Source organism: Afipia dichlorophenoxyacetatis, from assembly GCF_055386385.1.
On sequence record NZ_AP029250.1, the window covers coordinates 2936457 to 2955358 of the forward strand.

At 57.7% G+C, this 18902-nt stretch carries 16 protein-coding genes and 1 tRNA gene; 12 read left to right on the forward strand and 5 right to left on the reverse strand.

Annotated elements, in window-relative coordinates; genetic code table 11:
* Positions 1-28: 28 nt before the first annotated feature.
* Both ACZ5C3_RS13820 and ruvX read right to left on the reverse strand, forming a co-directional pair.
* Positions 29-955: an AEC family transporter gene (locus tag ACZ5C3_RS13820; RefSeq protein ID WP_464038197.1), complete on the reverse strand. Its 927-nt coding sequence runs from the start codon at positions 953-955 to the stop codon at positions 29-31.
* A 3-nt stretch (positions 956-958) separates the two neighbouring features.
* Positions 959-1450 carry a Holliday junction resolvase RuvX gene (ruvX, locus tag ACZ5C3_RS13825; protein ID WP_464038198.1) on the reverse strand — a complete coding sequence of 164 codons (492 nt, stop codon included), beginning with the start codon at positions 1448-1450 and terminating at the stop codon, positions 959-961.
* 54 nt (positions 1451-1504) lie between these two features.
* Here ruvX and ACZ5C3_RS13830 point away from each other — a divergent pair, with 54 nt between their 5' ends.
* From ACZ5C3_RS13830 to ACZ5C3_RS13855, 6 genes are all read left to right on the forward strand, one after another.
* Positions 1505-1729: a hypothetical protein gene (locus tag ACZ5C3_RS13830; protein ID WP_464038199.1), complete on the forward strand. Its 225-nt coding sequence runs from the start codon at positions 1505-1507 to the stop codon at positions 1727-1729.
* A gap of 271 nt (positions 1730-2000) precedes the next feature.
* The gene (locus tag ACZ5C3_RS13835; protein WP_464044764.1) at positions 2001-2468 is read left to right on the forward strand and encodes a PAS domain-containing protein; all 468 of its coding nucleotides are present in this window, start codon (positions 2001-2003) and stop codon (positions 2466-2468) included.
* Positions 2469-2618: 150 nt separating this feature from the next.
* Positions 2619-2906, forward strand: coding sequence for an Asp-tRNA(Asn)/Glu-tRNA(Gln) amidotransferase subunit GatC (gene gatC, locus ACZ5C3_RS13840; RefSeq protein WP_464038201.1), 288 nt, complete (start codon positions 2619-2621; stop codon positions 2904-2906).
* An 18-nt stretch (positions 2907-2924) separates the two neighbouring features.
* Entirely contained in the window at positions 2925-3113 is a 189-nt protein-coding gene (locus tag ACZ5C3_RS13845; RefSeq protein WP_424631039.1) for a hypothetical protein, read from the forward strand.
* A complete protein-coding gene (gene gatA, locus ACZ5C3_RS13850; RefSeq protein ID WP_464038202.1) occupies positions 3110-4588 on the forward strand; it encodes an Asp-tRNA(Asn)/Glu-tRNA(Gln) amidotransferase subunit GatA in 1479 nt (492 codons plus the stop codon). The genes ACZ5C3_RS13845 and gatA overlap by 4 nt, the downstream gene beginning before the upstream one ends.
* 294 nt (positions 4589-4882) lie before the next feature.
* On the forward strand, positions 4883-6271 hold the full coding sequence (locus tag ACZ5C3_RS13855) for a patatin-like phospholipase family protein (protein ID WP_464038203.1): 1389 nt from the start codon (positions 4883-4885) through the stop codon (positions 6269-6271).
* A 46-nt stretch (positions 6272-6317) separates the two neighbouring features.
* Here the strand turns inward: ACZ5C3_RS13855 and ACZ5C3_RS13860 are convergent, their stop codons facing one another.
* Positions 6318-7286 carry an SEC-C metal-binding domain-containing protein gene (locus ACZ5C3_RS13860; RefSeq protein WP_464038204.1) on the reverse strand — a complete coding sequence of 323 codons (969 nt, stop codon included), beginning with the start codon at positions 7284-7286 and terminating at the stop codon, positions 6318-6320.
* A gap of 236 nt (positions 7287-7522) precedes the next feature.
* Between ACZ5C3_RS13860 and gatB the strand changes: the two genes are divergently transcribed.
* Positions 7523-9007, forward strand: a complete 1485-nt coding sequence (gene gatB, locus ACZ5C3_RS13865; protein ID WP_464038205.1) for an Asp-tRNA(Asn)/Glu-tRNA(Gln) amidotransferase subunit GatB — start codon at positions 7523-7525, stop codon at positions 9005-9007.
* A 1491-nt stretch (positions 9008-10498) separates the two neighbouring features.
* Positions 10499-10765, forward strand: coding sequence for an SEL1-like repeat protein (locus ACZ5C3_RS13870; protein ID WP_464038206.1), 267 nt, complete (start codon positions 10499-10501; stop codon positions 10763-10765).
* A 17-nt stretch (positions 10766-10782) separates the two neighbouring features.
* On the opposite strand, the gene ACZ5C3_RS13875 is transcribed toward ACZ5C3_RS13870, so the two are convergent.
* Positions 10783-11067, reverse strand: coding sequence for an O-linked N-acetylglucosamine transferase family protein (locus ACZ5C3_RS13875; RefSeq protein WP_464038207.1), 285 nt, complete (start codon positions 11065-11067; stop codon positions 10783-10785).
* Complete coding sequence (locus tag ACZ5C3_RS13880; RefSeq protein WP_464038485.1) at positions 10983-11186, reverse strand: hypothetical protein; 204 nt, start codon at positions 11184-11186, stop codon at positions 10983-10985. The genes ACZ5C3_RS13875 and ACZ5C3_RS13880 overlap by 85 nt, the downstream gene beginning before the upstream one ends.
* A 322-nt stretch (positions 11187-11508) precedes the next feature.
* Between ACZ5C3_RS13880 and ACZ5C3_RS13885 the strand changes: the two genes are divergently transcribed.
* The 4 genes from ACZ5C3_RS13885 to ACZ5C3_RS13900 all read left to right on the forward strand — a co-directional run bounded on the left by ACZ5C3_RS13885 (position 11509) and on the right by ACZ5C3_RS13900 (position 18883).
* Positions 11509-11600, forward strand: a tRNA-Ser gene (locus tag ACZ5C3_RS13885).
* Between the two features lie 240 nt (positions 11601-11840).
* Positions 11841-14246 carry a tetratricopeptide repeat protein gene (locus ACZ5C3_RS13890; RefSeq protein ID WP_464044765.1) on the forward strand — a complete coding sequence of 802 codons (2406 nt, stop codon included), beginning with the start codon at positions 11841-11843 and terminating at the stop codon, positions 14244-14246.
* 177 nt (positions 14247-14423) lie between these two features.
* Complete coding sequence (locus ACZ5C3_RS13895) at positions 14424-16814, forward strand: tetratricopeptide repeat protein (protein WP_464038210.1); 2391 nt, start codon at positions 14424-14426, stop codon at positions 16812-16814.
* Positions 16815-17320: 506 nt separating this feature from the next.
* Positions 17321-18883, forward strand: a complete 1563-nt coding sequence (locus ACZ5C3_RS13900; RefSeq protein ID WP_464038211.1) for a porin — start codon at positions 17321-17323, stop codon at positions 18881-18883.
* Positions 18884-18902 lie beyond the last annotated feature (19 nt).

An 18902-nucleotide genomic window follows, 5' to 3' on the forward strand; every position in this document is an offset into this window, starting at 1 on the left:
TAGACGGACACTCGCATCAATCTAACCGCTACGCCACCAGCGCAATCGCGATTGGCATGGTGAAAATGGCAAGCACGGTTTGGAGGGTCAGGACTTCCGCGACCAGTGGCGCGTCACCCCCCATCTGACGTGCGAGCAAGTAGGCGCTCGATGCAGTCGGTACCGAGGCGCAGCATGCGACGATGGCGAGGTTTACTCCTGAAAGCCCGAACGCGATGCCGAGCGTGATGGCAATTGCCGGCATCACAATCAGTTTCAGGAAGCACGCCAGTATCGTCGGTGCATCCGGACGGAATACGCCCTTGAGTTTCAGACCTGCGCCGACAACAAGCAGACCCATCGCGAGGGATGCGTGGCTCAGCGCGTCGAGGAATTCATTCATCCATGTCGGGAGCTCGAGTCCGGACAGGTTAAACACCCCACCCAATGCGCAGGCCCAGATGAAAGGGTTTTGGGCAATTGTCAAAAGGATGCGGGGCCAGGACAGCCGGATGGGTGATGCATACTGAGCCAGCACCCAGACGGCGGCGATGTTGAGAAACGGAATCATCGCGACGATTGCCACCGAGGCGAGGGTGAGACCGACAGCGCCGTAAAGACTGCCAGCGACCGCGAGCCCCACATAAGTCTGCCAGCGGCAGGAGCATTGAAAGATCGACGTGAAGGAAGGGCCGCTGACACCAAGCCGTTTCATCAGCAGCGGCCGCAGCGCCAAACACAACGCCGACATCAGGAACACCGAGATCAGCAACGCGCCGCCGACACCAGCGAAGGGGACTTCCGCAAGTTTGGCCCGGGCGAGCGTCTGGAACAGCAGCGCCGGAAACAGCACGTAGTAAACGAGTTGTTCAGTGCCGTCCCACAGCACGTCGTCCTTGAGCAGGATGCGGCGAAGGACGAAGCCCATCACGATCAGCAGAAATATGGGCACAATGGCCACGACCACAGGCAGCATCGGTCACGGATCTCCGGCCGTGCGGCCCAGTGCGGCAAGGCGGTCGAGGGCACCTTGCAAGATGAAAATCGCTGCGTGCTCGTCAATCACCTTGGCACGCTTGGCGCGGCTCATATCCATTCCGATCAATTCGCGCTCGACGGCGGCAGTCGACAGCCGTTCATCCCACAAGCCGATCGCGAGCGGTGTGAGCTTTGAAAAATTTCGGGCAAAGGCCCGTGTCGATTGAGCGCGAGGTCCTTCGCTGCCATCCATGTTGATGGGAAGTCCAAGAATGAAGCCGACCACCTTGCGCTCATTGCCCAGTTCGATCAGCCGGGCAGCATCAGCGGTGAAGGTCTTGCGGTGTATGGTTTCGATCCCCGTTGCCAGTTTGCGGTCGGGGTCGGACACGGCGACGCCAATGGTCTTGGTGCCGAGATCGAGCCCGATCAGGGCGCCTCGTGGTGGCCAGTGCGCAGCGGCTTCAATCAGCGGGTGTATCGGGGCGGGCATGTCGTCGCATAACATGTGCGGCATAAGGGTTGCAAAGAGGAAGGACGGTGGGCAGTGGGCGGGTTGACGTTATTCGGATTGTTTGCCGTGACGGCAATGCTGGTCTGCTATGCCCTGGAAGACCGTAGTCCGTGGTTCATCTTTGGATTCGCCCTGTCCTGCGCGTTGGGATCGGCTTACGGATTTCTGCAGGGGGCGTGGCCTTTTGGTCTTGTGGAGGCCATTTGGGCGCTGGTGGCGTTGCGACGCTGGTTCGCCAAGCAGCAAGCCGCGGCATAGCGAGGCGAGGGGCGACGACAGCTTCGGTTGGTGTTTCGTATGGCTCGCGACTGAACCTATTTGATACAGTTGTTGGAATAGTTGGGGGCCTGAGGCGTTTGCTTTTGGCCTGCACTAAAAAGAACGCCGTTATGCGCAAGTTATGGTTGTACTTTGACGAGAGTGAGGGCATTGAACGCTCGCTTGCCCGCACTGGATTCTCCCTTTGACAAATCAGGATCAAACCGACTTTTTCGGTCGTGACCGCATTCGCTGTGTTCAGCAAATCGGTATGCTCAAGCTATGGGAACGCTCGAAACGCGGAGCAGTCCTGCCGCAGGTGTCTTGCGTTCATGATGAAGATCTCGCCCGGATGCGCGAGAAAGTGATGCTGCTCGATGTGGAATGGCAGGATGGAGAGCCCCGTTATCTGATTCGATATCAGGGCTCCGATATCGACCGCATGCATAATCGAAACTGTGTCGGTCTTTATCTGAATGATGTGATGGACCCGTCCATCCGCGAAAAAGGGTTGAAGAGCTACTGGCGCGTGGTCGATCAGCGGATACCTGCGTTCAATTCAACCGTTGTTCTGGACGAAAGCGGAGCGAGCGTGAACTATGAGCGGCTGCTGCTGCCGTTCACGCGGAGCGGGGAACAGGTCGACCAGATCTACAGCATCGTCACGCTGTTCACGGAAGACAATCAGTCGCCATTCCAGACGTTGAAAAACGCCGTTTCGCCGACCGATCAGCCTTGATCGCGCCGGCGGATTTGCTCAACCTTTTGAAGTTTCTGTCATAATTTTCCCAACGGCGTGTCCGCCGGGACCATTTGACATTGGCGATCCGTGCTAAAATGCTCTATGAGGGCGGCTGAACAGCGCAGCCGCCCCGGAGTTTCTAAGGATATGTCAGTCGATACCGCCACCGTCCGCCGGATCGCGCATCTTGCGCGCATCGCCGTCAAGGATGAGGAAGTGGCCCACCTCCAGGGCGAATTGAATGCCATTCTGGCGTTTGTCGAACAGCTGTCGGAAGTGAACGTCGACGGCATCGAGCCGATGACATCGGTCATGCCGATGGAGATGAAAAAGCGGGCGGATGTCGTCAACGACGGCGAAATCCCGGACAAGGTGCTGGCCAACGCGCCAGCCACCGAGGATCATTTCTTTCTAGTGCCGAAGGTCGTCGAGTAACTTTTTTGAGGCCATGCCATGTGCCTGCTGTGCGATGACGAAAAATCCTACGCCGCCTATCTGCAATATCTCGATGCCATGGAGCGCGCGGGACAGGTCGCCGATCCGGACAAGGCGATGGATATGCTGATCGAAGAAATCCAGAAGAGCGATGCCGAAAAGCTCAAGAACAAGTCTCCCTTTTCCTGCGACCCGGTTGATGAATGACTGATCTCACTTCGCTGACGCTTGCCGATGCCCGCGAGGGCCTCACGCAGAAATCCTTCACCGCTCTGGAACTGACCGATGCGCATCTCGCCGCCATGGAGAAGGCGCGGGCGCTGAATGCTTACGTGCTCGAAACGCCGGATCAGGCCCGTGCGCAGGCGCGCGAGCAGGATGCCAAGATCGCAAAAGGTGAAGCCGGTCCGCTCGCGGGTATTCCGCTCGGCGTGAAGGATCTGTTCGCCACCAACGGCGTGCGCGTTACGGCGTGCTCGAAGATCCTCGGCAACTTCATCCCGCCGTATGAATCCACCGTCACCTCGCAGCTCTGGCGAGACGGCGCGGTGATGCTCGGGAAGTTGAACAACGACGAGTTCGCCATGGGCTCGTCGAACGAAACCTCCGCATTCGGTCCCGTGATCAATCCCTGGCGGCGGGAAGGTTCGGACACGGACCTCGTGCCCGGCGGTTCGTCCGGTGGTTCGGCAGCAGCGGTCGCGGCCAATTTGTGTTTCGGCGCCACCGGCACCGACACCGGCGGTTCGATCCGCCAACCTGCCGCGTTCACCGGCATTGTCGGCATCAAGCCGACCTATGGGCGCTGCTCGCGTTGGGGCATCGTCGCTTTCGCGTCATCGCTGGATCAGGCCGGACCGTTCGCGCGCACGGTGCGCGACACCGCAATTCTGATGCGCTCGATGGCAGGGTATGATCCGAAGGACACCACGTCGGTCAATCGGCCTGTCCCTGACTATGAAGCCGCGGTTGGCAAGTCGGTGAAGGGCATGAAGATCGGTATTCCGAAGGAATACCGCCTTGATGGCATGTCCGGCGAAATCGATAAATTGTGGTCACAGGGGGCGGAATGGCTGAAGGCGGCGGGCGCCGAGCTTGTCGAAGTCTCGCTGCCTCACACGAAATACGCCTTGCCGGCGTACTACGTGGTGGCGCCGGCGGAAGCCTCGTCCAATCTCGCGCGCTATGACGGCGTGCGGTATGGCGCTCGCGTTAATGGCCGCAACATCATCGACATGTACGAGAACACCCGTGCCGAAGGTTTCGGGCCGGAAGTGCGCCGCCGCATCATGATCGGCACGTATGTGCTCTCTGCTGGCTATTACGACGCTTATTACCTTCGGGCACAGAAGGTCCGCACGCTGATCAAGAAGGATTTCGAAGACGTCTTCGCGAAAGGCGTGGACGCGATCCTGACACCAGCAACGCCTTCGGCCGCGTTCGGTATCGGCGAGAAGAGCAAGGCCGATCCGATCGAGATGTATCTCAACGACATCTTCACCGTAACGGTGAACATGGCGGGATTGCCGGGCATCGCGGTGCCTGCCGGAAAAGACGGGCAGGGGCTCCCGCTTGGCCTGCAGTTGATCGGTCGCCCGTTCGAAGAAGAGACGTTGTTCTCGCTTGGCGAAGTGATCGAGCAGGCCGCCGGAAGCTTCACGCCTAAGCATTGGTGGGCATAGTTCTTTAAATGCCTGCGACGTAACTCGCGGGAAGTTCTCGGAGGAGGCACTGTGCCTCCAACGCGACACATTGGTATGTGTTCGTTAACCTCGCGGGGCGAAGGTACCCGCTAGTGGAGTGGATTTGACATTCGCTCCCCGCTCGGCAGCGAATTCGTCAAGCGAATGTCAAATCCAAAACTCCACTAGAAACTTATATTTGCTAGTGGTCCTTTGATTCTAACATTCGCACGAAGTGCCCGCCGAGACGGGATGCGAATGTTAGAAACGGACCACTAGGGGTGGTCGTGTGTCATGCGTATCTTTCGGACGATTGGGGGATTTGCATTCGCGAGCGCGGTACTGCTCGGCTGCGCGAGTATCCAGAACGATCCCGTCAACGTCCCCGGCACACCCAATACACTCGCCAACCGGCTCGGTCTCGGATTCAAGGAAAACGAGATCGAAAACGACGTGGTGATTGGCCTCTCGTTCTCCGGCGGCGGTACGCGCGCGGCGGCTTTTTCCTACGGCGTGTTGTCTGAACTGGAGCAGATCCCGGTTCGCGGCGCCCAAGGACCGATGATCGAGCACGTCGATTTCATCTCCGGCGTCTCGGGTGGTTCGGTGACCGCAGCCTATTACGGTCTGAAGAAGCGCGCCGGCCTGACCGATTTCCGCGAGAAGTTTCTCCTGCGGAATGCGGAGGAGGGACTGCAGACCGATCTCAACTTGACGAATTTGTCGCGTGCGCTGGCGGGTGGCATCAACGACGCTACAGGTTTCCCGCGCTGGCTCGATGCGAACCTGTTTCATGGCGCCACGTTCGGGCAATTCCGCGCCGAGGGCCGGCCGCGGGTCTGGATCAACGCTTCCGACATCTACAACCGGACGCCGTTCGTATTTGATGCGACGGCCTTCCGCGCGATCTGCAGCGATCTGTCTGAATATCCATTGGCGGATGCGGTCGCGGCCTCGGCAGCAGTGCCGGTCGCATTCGCGCCGATCGTGATCCGGACGTATCCAGGTCAATGCAACGATCCGCTGCCGCCATGGATCGCGCGTGTGCGCGACAATCCCAGTTCGCCTCCGCTACTGACGGGGTTTGCGCGAGCGATGAGCCGCTATCGAGACGGTTCGATCCCCTACATCAAGCTCCTCGACGGTGGTCTTGTCGATAATTTTGGTTTGTCGGGCTTCACGATCGCAAGACTATCGTCCGATACTCCTTATGGTCCGCTCAGCCCGCGACAGGCGGTCAAGATACGGCGCGCGGTGTTTTTGGTGGTAGATGCGAAGACGGGTGTCGCGGGCAACTGGATCAACACCGTGCAGGGGCCGAGTGGTGTCGAACTGGTGAAGGCGGCGGCCGACACCGCCATCGACGCCAGCGTTGCCGGCAGCTTCACGGCATTCAACAGCACCATGAGTGACTGGCAGGGCGCGCTGGTCCGCTGGCGTTGTGGTCTTTCGGCTGCCGAGCGCGCCAAATACGGTGCGCCTGCAGGTTGGAACTGTAAGGATATCAAGTTTTACGTCGGCCGCGTCGGCTTCGATCAACTCGATCCGGAGCGGGCAGCCGAGCTCGAAAAGGTGCCAACGCGCTTCCATCTCCCGGCCGAGCAAGTGGATGCGGTGATTTCCGCGGGCCGTGATGCGCTGCGGAGCAATCCGGCATTCCGGAATTTTGCGGCGAGCCTGTAGAGCGCAGCTGCTTGCGAGGCTTGTGCCTGATGGTGGCGTAGCTCGCTTATCGTCCGTGACACTGCTTGTAACGTTTGCCGGAGTTACACCAGCACGGATCGTTTCTGCCGAGCTTAACGCTGCGCCGCTGTTGCATCGTCAAGGCAGGGTCAAAAATCATCGTCCGAAAGACCGACGGAGGAAAAGTGCAATCCGGCACGACCGCGTTAGTAAGATACGGCAGGACAAACAACCTCTCACCTTGTTGGCGGAAGCCGGCATTAAACGCGACATGTTCGCAGGTTTGCCAGCCAATTTCGTTGGAGCCACTTGGCGCGCTGACAGGTTTGGTCTTGTAGCCGATGAAGCTCTGCCGGTTCTTCAGGACGCTGCTGATCTTATAGATTGCGAACCCGCCGAACGCTGAATCAACCTCCAAGGGCAGGGCGTCCGTGGGAATGGAGAACGTTCTTTTGGCAAATATCTGATTGAAAGCTTCCTGATCCGAAACCTCTCGGCTTTCGGCGTAATCGTGAACTTCTTCCCATACATCACCCGGACATCGGACCGGGTGCCGGAAGGCCCAAAGATCGTAATACGGGCCGTCTTGATTTGCGAATACACCCGCATGGCCCGGGTCGGACTCGAGGAACGTGATCGCTTTGCTCACCTGTGTCAGGTCGAGCGGCCTGGCGTTCATGTCATCGCAATCAAGGGCGAACAGGTGATCGAAGTCACCGAACTCTGTCTTGATGAGATTCAGATACTGATTGCGGGCGTGAGCGAGCCGCATTGTCCGAACAGGATGCGAACGGGACAGGCCATCCAGTGAAATCAGGCGTGCGTTCCGTACGCGACGGCACCACCCTCCAAGAAGCTCCTTGGTGCCGTCCCAGGAGTCGTTTTCGACGAAGATAAAAGCGACCTCGCTATAAAGCTGAGCGATGCTTTCGATATTGCGAAGGACCTGGGGAAGATAATGCGCACAATCCTTCGCACAGCCGACGAAAACGGCTTTACCAAATGGGGTACTCAATTGATTCTCTTGGGAAAAAAAGTAGCGACGAATATGACGGGTTGTTATCGAAGAGAATGCACGTAATTTATGGTTGTATATTGCCCGTATATCTACTGGTGTAAATGAAATATTTTATGCAGCCATGTCGCTGCCGGTCCGCAAGACGCGAGACACGTCTGAGGCGATATCGGCGCGGCATATCCGGGCTTGGCTAAGGGGTTTTCTCGCTGTGCCGTGCGAGGTAGAAGTCGCCCATGAACGCACCTGTCAAATCTTCAAAGCTCATCAAAGGCCACACCGGCGATTGGGAAATGGTCATCGGCCTGGAAGTCCACGCCCAGGTGACCTCGAATTCCAAATTGTTTTCCAGCGCCTCGACCGAATTCGGCGGTCAGCCGAACGATCACGTCTCGCTGGTGGACGCAGCGATGCCCGGCATGCTGCCGGTCATCAACGAGGAATGTGTCGCGCAGGCAGTCCGCACCGGGCTCGGCCTGAAGGCAAAGATCAATCTGAAGTCGACCTTCGACCGGAAGAATTACTTCTATCCGGATCTGCCGCAAGGCTATCAGATCAGCCAGTACAAGTCGCCGATCGTCGGCGAGGGCGAGGTGATTGTCGATACGGGTGACGGGGAGAGCATCTCCATCGGCATCGAGCGACTGCATCTCGAGCAGGATGCCGGCAAGTTGCTGCACGATCAGCACCCGACGATGTCGTTCGTTGATTTGAACCGCTCCGGTGTCGCGCTCATGGAGATCGTCTCCAAGCCCGACATGCGCTCTGCCGAACAGGCGCGGGCTTATGTGAGCAAGGTGCGCTCCATCCTCCGTTACCTCGGCACCTGTGACGGCGACATGGAGAAGGGCAACCTACGCGCGGACGTCAACGTCTCGGTGCGCAAGCCGGGTGAACCTTTCGGGACGCGCTGCGAGATCAAGAACGTCAACTCGATCCGTTTCATCGGTCAGGCCATCGAATATGAAGCACGACGGCAGATCGACATCCTCGAAGACGGCGGCGTCATCGAGCAGGAAACTCGGCTGTACGATCCCAACAAGGGTGAGACGCGGTCGATGCGCTCGAAGGAAGAGGCGCACGACTACCGTTACTTCCCCGATCCGGATCTTCTGCCGCTGGAATTCACCAGCGCTTACGTTGAAGAGCTGAAGGCGAAGCTTCCTGAACTACCTGATGAGAAGCGCGCACGCTTCATGGAAGACTTCGGGCTAACGCCTTATGACTCCAGCGTTCTTGTCGCTGAGCGGGAGAGCGCCGACTTCTATGAAGCTGTCCTCGCGAAGCTCGCTGACAAGGCGCGCGACGGAAAGCTTGCTGCAAACTGGGTGATCAACGAGCTGTTCGGCCGCCTTAATAAGGAAGGCCGCGATATTGCGTCCTCGCCAGTCTCCGCCGACCAACTCTCTGCCATCATCGATCTGATCGGAGAGGGAACCATCTCCGGTAAGATCGCAAAGGACTTGTTCGAGATCGTCTGGACCAAGGGTGGCGATCCAAAGTCGCTAGTCGAGAGCCTCGGCATGAAGCAGGTCACGGATCTCGGCGCGATCGAGAAGGTGGTCGACGACATCATCGCCGCGAACCCCGACAAGGTTGAGCAGGCGAAAGCGAAGCCTCAACTGATGGGCTGGTTCGTCGGTCAGGTGATGAAATCATCCGGCGGCAAGGTTAATCCGCAGGCGGTGAACGACATTCTCAAGGCCAAACTTGGTCTCTGAACATCGCTGACGCTGTGCATCATGCGACGATGCACGGCGTCATTGCCGCTTCGACAAGCACTCCCACGCTCCAATTTTTGTCTCGATGTTGCCCTTCTTGGGTCGTTGAGTGGAGCTCAAAGGTCTCCCGCCGAGAGACGCGATGTGCGAATCGGTTTCCCGGACTCGCCCAAAAGGGGCCTCGGTGCGAGCGACCATCGGTCGAAAAGTAGTTTTTCACGAAAATATTTTTATTGCCAAAAAACGAGACTCAGAGTTCGCGCGAGGCGTTTTTTATCCGTCGATCAGTTGTGCGTTTGCTTTTGAATGCTCTCGCGTCGTGTATTCAGCGATGAAAGAAATCGTTGCGGCACAGGCACTTCTTGCATGCATGATGTTTCTCTGCATTCGAGGTTTGCATGAAGTGTTTGTTGGCTTGCGTATGTGTTGAAGTGTTTGCACTGCGTGCTTGCGTCGCGAGTTGCGCCTTGGGCGTAAACGTTTCCTTAAGTGGGACGCTGTTTTTTTGTTCGCGTTGGTGTAATTCGAATGGAGTGCATTTCGATTCCCGAGTGCACACAGAGCGATTATAGCCATCTCACTCATTTAGGAGGGCAACATGGCCAAGAAAGCGAAGAAGGCGAAGAAGACCGTAAAGAAGGCAAAGTCGGCAGTGAAGAAGACTGCCAAGAAGACCCGCAAGGTCGCCAAGAAGAAGAAGTAAGGCTTCGCCTTATGGAATGAGCCGGCAGGTTGATGCCGGCGACGTCACAAGAGCCGCCAGCCTTATTCGTTCACACGAACGAGTTTGAAGCAGAGGTTCTGGTCGACGAGAGAGGGTGTCGGCGAGACATCCGGCAAGACGGTCTGATCAGGAGGAGACTTGTTCTCCTCAACCGACCAGGCAGAGGAGTCCAAGCGGCTCTTCGTTCGTTGCGGGTTCTCCGCATTTTCGTTGGCAGGTGCTTCGGCGCTCTGCACTTCGAAATCTTGACCCGGGTGTGTTCACCGACGCCCTCGTCTTATGAGAGCCGCCGCATCGCCGCGCGCTCCTTTGGCCGTCGGGCCATCCCAAACTCTCCCATCCAGTCAAGTTCCGGAACATAGCTCCGCCTGTCGGGTGTTGTGCCGTGTCGCTGTGCTGCGCGCCCTGTCGCCAACTTTGGATTTCTGAACCCCACACGCGACGAGCTCCGCCGATGGTTATCGCTTCACCAACCACCACGGTGAATCGATGTTTACGGCTTGCAAGAAAGCCCTGAAAAATGGGCGTTTCTGAGATTTCCCGTCCGAGGGCCGGTTCCCGCGTTCAGATTCCGTTCATTGCGATACTTAAACTGCTCTTCAAATTTTACGGGCCATGATCGCTTCAACAAGCCGGCAAACGGCGAGGGGCCTTCGCGGCGACGGGCGACCGGACAACGCGAAGGACATGTCAAACGGACTAAGGACAGGGGCCGCGCTCGCTGCGGCTGATTTCAACAGCCGCCGCGGCGGAAACGGAGAGACAGGATGTTTCAGGGATTGATCAATGTCGGCACAGCGATGCCGGTAGAAGCCGATGCGAATGGCGATGCGCTGTTTGATCTCGGCATGCTCTATTCGACCGGCCGTGCTGGCGTGGTCGACCTGATTGCCGCCCACAAATGGTTCAACCTTGCGGCACTCAAAGGACGCGCGGACGCGATCCCGTTGCGCCGTGAAGTCGCCGAGTTGATGTCGGATGCCGACATCGCGCTCGCTCAGCGCGAGGCGCGGGCCTGGATGACGGCGCACTAAGAGGCGGGATCTGTCCACTATGGGGCGAAGGAGAGGCCTTCGGGCGTCTCCCTCCGTTGCGATCGTTTCCACATCATGGCGTCCGCAGCTTCGATATGCCGCGTGAACTGCGAGGTGTCGAACAACGGCGTCGTTAATCTTTGCTCTGACAGTTTTGTTCTGATCGAAGAGAAAAGGTCAGCGTTGCTGGCCAGTCTCAACGCAAGCGTCTCGTCGTCTATCGACGTCGTGATGAGCGCGGGGAGCCCGGCGGCCTTGAGAAGGCTCGCGCAACCTTTACTGCGAATGCCGATCCGAGACACGTCACAAGCGAGACGCCAGCCCACAGCGCGTCACAGGCCGTCGTATAGGCGTTGTGGATGATCGTATGAGGATAGATCGGCGAGCTGTAGCCGCTCGAGATGTGCTCCTGGCGCTTCATGCGATCTCTGATCGCGCATGCCCCGTGAATAGGCGCGGGATCCGATCATGCCAAGATCGTCCCTGAACTCACCGTGGCGTTATGAAGCGCACGCTGAAGCTTCGCAGAGCCAAGGATCACTTTGGCTCGATGCGGGCCCGCTGGCAGGTAACAAGTTGTGCGAACATTCGCGTTTCGCCTGTCACGCTCGCGCCAAAACCAGAGCGGGAGATCACCTTAAAGTTCGAATCCCTCCGGCTCCCCACGGCTGGCAAAACAAATTTGTTTGGCGCGACGTTGAGACTTGCAGCGCCGGGCAGGGTGGGGCATACGGAACGTCTCAGGAGACGTGGCCGAGCGGCTGAAGGCACTCGTTTGCTAAATGAGCATACCTTGAAAAGGGTATCGAGGGTTCGAATCCCTCCGTCTCCGCCATCTGCTTCAAATAATTGAAATAATTAGATAATTTCTGTCTGCCGCTTTGATGGCGGTCGCGGAAATACGATAATCCCCGATACTGGTTCCACGCCGCGCGAGCCCCGCGAAATACAATCGGGTAAGAGTCGTCGGTACGAGCTCGACGAGCGCGTGGGGAAGCGCTCAGCGATTTATGAGACAGTTATGAGTGGCCGTCCGGAGAGAGCTGTCCGGCGATCAGACGAGGAATAGGTTGGAATGTCGGGCAAGACCAATCGGGGCGTTCTGGATGATCTCAAGCGCGCGGTTTCATTGCACCAAGCCGGCCAACTGGCGCAGGCAGATGCACTCTATCGATCCGTCCTTAAAGGGCAGCCGCGTAACTTCGATGCCGCTTTTTTGTTGGGGTTATCGTTAGCCCAGCGAGGGCAGTTTGAGCCGGCGAGGGAATTCTTTGCCAAAGCCGTGAGAATCAAACCGGAGTCGGTCGAGGGACACTATAACCTGGGCCTCGCTCAACACTCGTCCGGGCTCCTGGCTGAGGCGCTCGAAAGCTACAATCGCACAATCAAGCTTCAGCCAGACCATGCCGTCGCGTTACATAACACCGGTGCTGTCTTGCACGCCATGAAACGGCACGAGGAGGCAGTTGTTTGTTTCGAGCGCGCCCTTCAAATCAAGCCGGACTATGCCGAAGCTCACTACAATCGAGGGATAGGGCTGCAAGAACTTGGGCGACACGTAGAGGCGCTTGAAAGTTTCGATCAAGCGATAGCCATCAGGCCCCCTGACGCAGAGATGCTCTACAGTCGAGCGGCCGTGCTTAATAAGCTCCAGCGTTTCGAGGAAGCGCTCGACGGGTGTGATCGTATGTTGGCTGTCAATCCCAACATCCTGGAGGCGTGCTACAATCGCGCCAATGCGCTGGCCGGGCTGAAGCGTTTTGATGAAGCTGTGGAGGCGTACACACGCGCTCTGCAGATCAAGCCGGATCACGCTGATTCATACGTAAACCTCGGTCGCGCTTTGGCAGACCTCAAACGTTTTGACGCTGCACTACAGAGTTACGATCGCGCGCTTCTCTTTAAACCTGACTTTGCTGAAGTCTATGGCAATCGCGGCTACATTTTCGGACAGCTGAATCGGTTCGAGGAGGCGCTGGAAAACTTTGACCGATCCATTCAGATCAATCCTGAAAGTGCGAACGTGCACTTCGGTCGGGCCGACGCACTCAGGATGCTGGATTGCCCGGAAGAGGCGGTCAAAAGCTACGACAGGGCGATTGAGTTAGATCCGAATTCTGAATTTGCTCATGGCCATCGGCAGTTTGCTCGAATGAAGACATGCAGTTGGTCGAACCATTCAGAAGAGGTCGATGGTCTTCTGAAGAAGGCCACTCATGGTGAACGGGTTTCGAACCCATTCGCTTTGTTCGGTTTGACCGATAACGCCGCTGTGCTGCTGACGGCGGCAAAAACGTTCGCAGATTCCAAGTTTCCGCCGAGCGATGCGCTCCCGGCGCTCGCAAAATATCCGAGGCATGAGAAGATCCGCGTCGGTTACTTTTCAGCAAATTTCCATACCCATCCCGTCGCGGTTCTGTCCTCCGACTTGTTCGAAAATCACGATCGATCGCGCTTCGAAGTAACGGCCTTTTCCTTCGGCCCGGACATCAGGGACGAGATGCGTAAGAGACTGGAGCTGGCGTTCGACAAATTTATCGACGTCCGAGAGCAGTCCGATCAAGCCGTGGCGATGGCCGCGCGGAATCTTGAAATCGATATCGCCGTTGATTTGATGGGAATGACGCAGGACCACAGAACAAGTATATTCGCGATGCGGGCGGCTCCCGTTCAGGTCAACTATCTGGGTTATCCAGGGACAATGGGCGCGGACTATATCGACTATCTGATCGCCGATCCTGTGTTGATCCCGCCCGCTCAACGCGAGCACTACGTGGAAAAAATCGCGTACCTCCCGCACTCCTACATGCCGAGCGATCCAAGGCGTGTGATCTCGGACAGAGAGTTCACACGTGCGGAATTGGGCCTTCCCGATACAGGATTCGTGTTCTGCTGCTTCAACAACAGCTATAAAATAAATCCGGCTGTTTTCGATCGCTGGATGAGAATCCTGCAAGCCGTGGAGGGCAGCGTGCTGTGGTTGTCGGAAGACAACGTGTCGGCCGTTGTCAATCTGAAAAAGGAGGCAAGCAGCCGGGGTGTCGATCCCAAGCGCTTGATCTTTGCCAGCCGGATGCCTTCACTAGCGGATCATGTTGCACGGTTGCGGGTCGCTGACTTGTTTCTGGATACACTGCCGTACAACGCCCATGCGACTGCAAATGACGCGCTGTGGGCCGGGTTGCCAGTGCTGACGCTGCAAGGGCAAGCCTTTCCGGGAAGAGTTGCAGCAAGTCTGTTGAACGCGAGCGGTCTGCCTGAGCTCGTTACGGTCACTGCAGAAGCCTATGTTTCATTGGCGATCGAACTTGCCACGGATCCGGGACGGCTTCAGGCTATCCGGCGCAGGCTGGCATCCGATCGTCTTACGACGCCATTGTTCGATGGCTCCCTGACGCGACACATTGAGGGCATCTACACCGCTATCTATGAACGGCACATGCAAGATTTGCCCCCAAGCCATATTGATGGGGATGTGTGAGCGCTGCAGGACCTTTCGTCGCAGGCGGATTTCCCCATGAGCAACAAGGCTGATGGTTGAGGAGCGAACAGCTGGACTATGTCACTTGCGCAGGGTTAGCTATTTTGCAGCCTGTCATTTGTGTAACATGGCCTCGAAATACGGAAGAAGCAGCGTCATTTGAGGTGCGGTCCTCCATTGTCGGCTCAGGACAAATTCAAACAGGGCTTGGCCGCCCACCAGCAGGGCCGCCTCCGTGAAGCGGAGGAGCTGTACAAGCAGGTCCTGAAATCAGATCCGAGACATTTCGACGCGCTTCATCTGCTCGGCGTCCTGTCGTTGCAGACAAATCGTGCCGAGCGCGGCATCGAATTGATCCGAAAAGCGATCGCTCTCGATCCGGCCGCAGTCTCCGCCATTGGTAACCTCGGAGCGGGTCTCTACGATCTGAACCGTTTCGAGGAGGCGCTGACGTGCTTCGACAAGGTCATCGCGCTGAAACCGCGGGATCCCGGCACGCACTGCAATCGCGGCAACGCGCTCAGTGGACTGAAGCGTTTTGATGAGGCGCTTGCGGCGTACGACATGGCGATCGCGATCGAGCCACGATTTACGGAGGCTCATGTCAGCCGGGGCAACACATTGTCCGACCTGGAGCGCTTTGCCGATGCGGTTGCGGCTTATGATGCCGCGATCAAGCTTGAAAGCCGGGCTGTGGATGCCCTTAGCAATCGTGGAAACGCGTTGGCACGCCTGCATCGATACGAGGACGCTCTGGCGAGCTATGACAAGGCAATTGCTCTCTCGCCCGGCTATGCGGATGCCCATTACAACAGGGCAAAAACGCTCCGGCACCTCGGTCGTCTTGAAGATGCCCTGGCAAGTTACGACAAGGCGATCGCGGCCAAGCCCGACTTTCGCGTGGCGCACTTCAATCGCGGTGGCCTGCTGAACGATCTCGGGCGCTTCCGTGAGGCGGTCGCGAGCTACGATACGGCGATCCATCTGAATGCGCGCGACGCCGACGCCTATATCGAGCGAGGTAAGACGCTGAGCCGGGCAGGTCTGCAGGAGGACGCTCTCAAGAGCCTAGATCGAGGCCTCAAGCTTGATCCGCAGAATGTGGACGCGCTGATCAGCCGGGGCAGCGTTCTCGTTGGGTTAAAGAGCTTCAATGAGGCGGATGAAAGTTACTCCGCGGCCCTCGCAATTGATCGGGACTGCGATTTCCTGTTCGGCAACTGGTTGAGTACCAAGCTCTACAAGTGCGACTGGGTCGATTGGGGTGCTCGAACCGAGGAACTGGAAAACAGGCTGAAGGGCGGCGAGAGGGCTTCGGCGCCGTTTAATTTGTTCGCGCTGCTTGACGATCCCGATCTGCAAAGATGCGCGGCTGAAGCCTTCATGGCAGTGAAGTTTCCGCAGAAGAGTGGGGTGCCGGCCATCCTGGCACACCCACGTCACGACGTGATCCGGATCGGATACTTCTCGGCGGATTTTCGGATGCATCCGGTCTCATTGTTGTGCGCGGAATTGTTTGAGCGGCATGCGCGCTCGCAGTTTCAGCTGACGGCCTTTTCGTTCGGGCCTGACACGCAAGACCCCATGAGAAAGCGCCTTGAGGCGGCGTTCGACAAATTTATCGACGTTCGCGACAAGACCGATGCGGCGATCGCGTTGCTTGCACAAGAGCTTGAAATCGACATTGCGATCGATCTGATGGGGATGACCCAAAGCAGTCGGCCGGAGATTTTCGCTGCCCGCGCAGCGCCGATTCAGATCAACTATCTTGGATATCCCGGCACCATTGGTGTCGATTACATCGACTATCTGATCGCGGATCGCATGACGATTCCTGCGTCGCACCGGGTCCACTACCGGGAGAAGATTGTCGAATTGCCCGGATCGTTCATGCCGCGAGATACGAAGCGCGCGATCTCGGACAAGTTGTTCACGCGCTCGGAATTGGGGTTGCCGGAAACAGGATTCGTTTTCTGCTGCTTTAACGCCAGCTACAAATTCAACCCGCGGGTGTTCGACTGCTGGATGACGATCCTGCGGAATGCGCCGAGCAGCGTGCTTTGGTTAGCTGAAAGCAATTCAACGGCGATCGCCAATCTCAAGAGCGAGGCTGCCGCACGCGGCGTCGATCCATCGCGTCTGGTCTTCGCCGGCAGAACGGAAAGCCTTGAAGAGCATTTGGCCCGGTATCGCGCAGCGGATTTGTTTCTCGATACATTGCCCTACAATGCTCATGCGACAGCAAGCGATGCATTGTGGGCGGGGTTGCCGGTTCTCACTCTGGCGGGAGAAACGTTCCCGGCCCGAGTAGGGGCGAGCCTCGTCAATGCAAGCGGTGTCAGCGAGCTCATCAAGACAACGGACGCCGCCTACATTGCGACCGCAACCGAACTGGCGGCGCATCCGGATAAACTCGCTGCAATCAAGCACAAGCTTTCCGTCAATCGGGTTTCAGGGCAGCTCTTCGATATGCCGTCTTATGTGAAGCATATCGAGGCGGCCTATCGTGTGATGTACGACAAACATCTGGCCGGTGTTGAACCGGAGCACATTCAGATTGATGGATAAGAGGCGTGCGCCTCTTAATAGAGTCCCATAGTCGAAGCCACGATGGCCGAACGGTTTGCTGCCTCGTTCGTCACGACGGGCTTGATTCGCGGCAGTTTTCCCCCGTGCAGCTGCGGTCTGCCTCAATCCCCATTGGGATACCGTCGTCATGTCGCGTTATGCGTCCTTGGAATAGTTGTTTTATTTCAGTTGGTTATGAGGTTGTGGGGCACATCCTTGCGTGCTCTTTGTGCAACACGTCTCCAAAAACGGCCGCAACCGCACCCTTTGATGGCGCTCCTTTGTTGCGCGTTTATGAACCTTAGGTAATCGTGCATTCAGCGACGTAGGGGGGCATCCCGAGGTCGTCCCGTTCGGTGGTTTCGCTTTAGTCGCTCGCGTTCATGCGGGAGCGTTGAGGGCGTGCGGCCACCAAGCGGCTAGCGGAGATTTTGAACGAACCTCGCGGCGGGCGGCATCCGCCGGGGTGGGACGTGCTTGATCTCTCAAACAAACTTGGAGGTTTTATGAGCAAGATTAAGACCCTTATCCTGGGGTCTGCAGCGGGCATTGCTGCGATCACCGGGGCACAGGCAGCTGATCTTCCCGTCAAGGCGAAAGCCATTCAGTACGTGAAGATTTGCTCCCTTTATGGCGCCGGCTTCTACTATATCCCCGGCACCGATACCTGCATTAAGCTCGGCGGCTACGTTCAGGCCGACGCGAACATTCTCGCTGGTAACTACAACAAGCCGGGATGGGATCAGGGCGGCGCCCCTGGCCAGGCCGCTGCAACTGCTTATTCCAACGCACTCGGCACCGGCAGTCGCGACCAAGACTATTTCACGACCCGCTCGCGTGCTCAGTTCAACATCGATACCCGCACCGCCACCGAATACGGCGTTGTTCGCACCTACTGGTCGAGCAACTTCGAATTCTCGACGGGCGGCTCGCCGTCATCGGGTAACATCACCCTCGATTACGGGTTCGTCCAGTTCGCTGGGTTTACCTTCGGTAAGGCGATTTCGGGCTTCCAGACGCCATGGGGTGCTTACGGCGCGAACAACAACACGTCGTATCTGCTCGGTGGCTACGATAACGCGACCGGCATCACCCAGGCAGCCTACACTTGGCAGTTCGGCAATGGCGTGTCGGCTCAGATCGGCGTTGAAGACAACCGCGTGATTAACCGCGCTCCGTTGTTCAACACCGGCTTGGCGATCACGAGCCTTGGCGGCTTCTTCACCGGTGCTCCGGCTGGTTCGCCTTTCACTCCGCAAGGCGCAACCGGCGGCAACGTTGCTCCGGACTTCGTCGGTAACATCCGCGTTGACCAGTCTGCCTTCACCTTCCAGTTGTCAGGTGCGGTACACAACATCCATGCCAGCTACTACGCGACCCCAGCTGGTGCACAGGGTACCGAGCCTAACGGTCATCCGGGAGACGAATGGGGCTTCGCAGTGTCGGGCGGTCTTCAGCTGAAGAACCTGCCGACCGGTCCTGGCGACAAGCTGTCGTTGGACGCGACCTACACCGATGGTGCGCCTAAGTACATCATCGGCGGCGTGACGGGTAACGGCTTCGAACACTTTAGCGGCGGCGATGGCGGCTTCTACAATAGCTTCGCGTTCGCTGGATTGTTCGATGGCGTGTTCGGCACCGGCACCAGCATCGAGAAGACCAAGGTTTGGGGCTTCCGTGGCGCCTTCGTGCACAACTGGACCCCGAATTGGGAAACCAGTGTGTTCGGCAGCTACACGCATGTCGACTACAACGGTGCTGCTTCGACTTTGATCTGCAACCGTCTGACGACAACTGCGGCTACTGCCCTCGCGACGTTTACGCCTGGAAGCTCGTGCAACCCAGACTTCAACATCTGGCAAGTTGGAACGCGTACGGCCTGGACCCCTGTCCAGAACCTGACGTTCTCCGCAGAGTTCTTGTACACCATGCTCGATCAGTCGAACACCGGCGGCATCAACCTCGTCGGCAACCCCTCGATCCCGAGCACGTTCAAGCCTGCTGGCGCCTACGAGTTCAAGGATCAGAGCATCTACGCCGGCAACCTTCGTGTTCGCCGCACCTTCTGATCGTGATCGCCTGACGGCG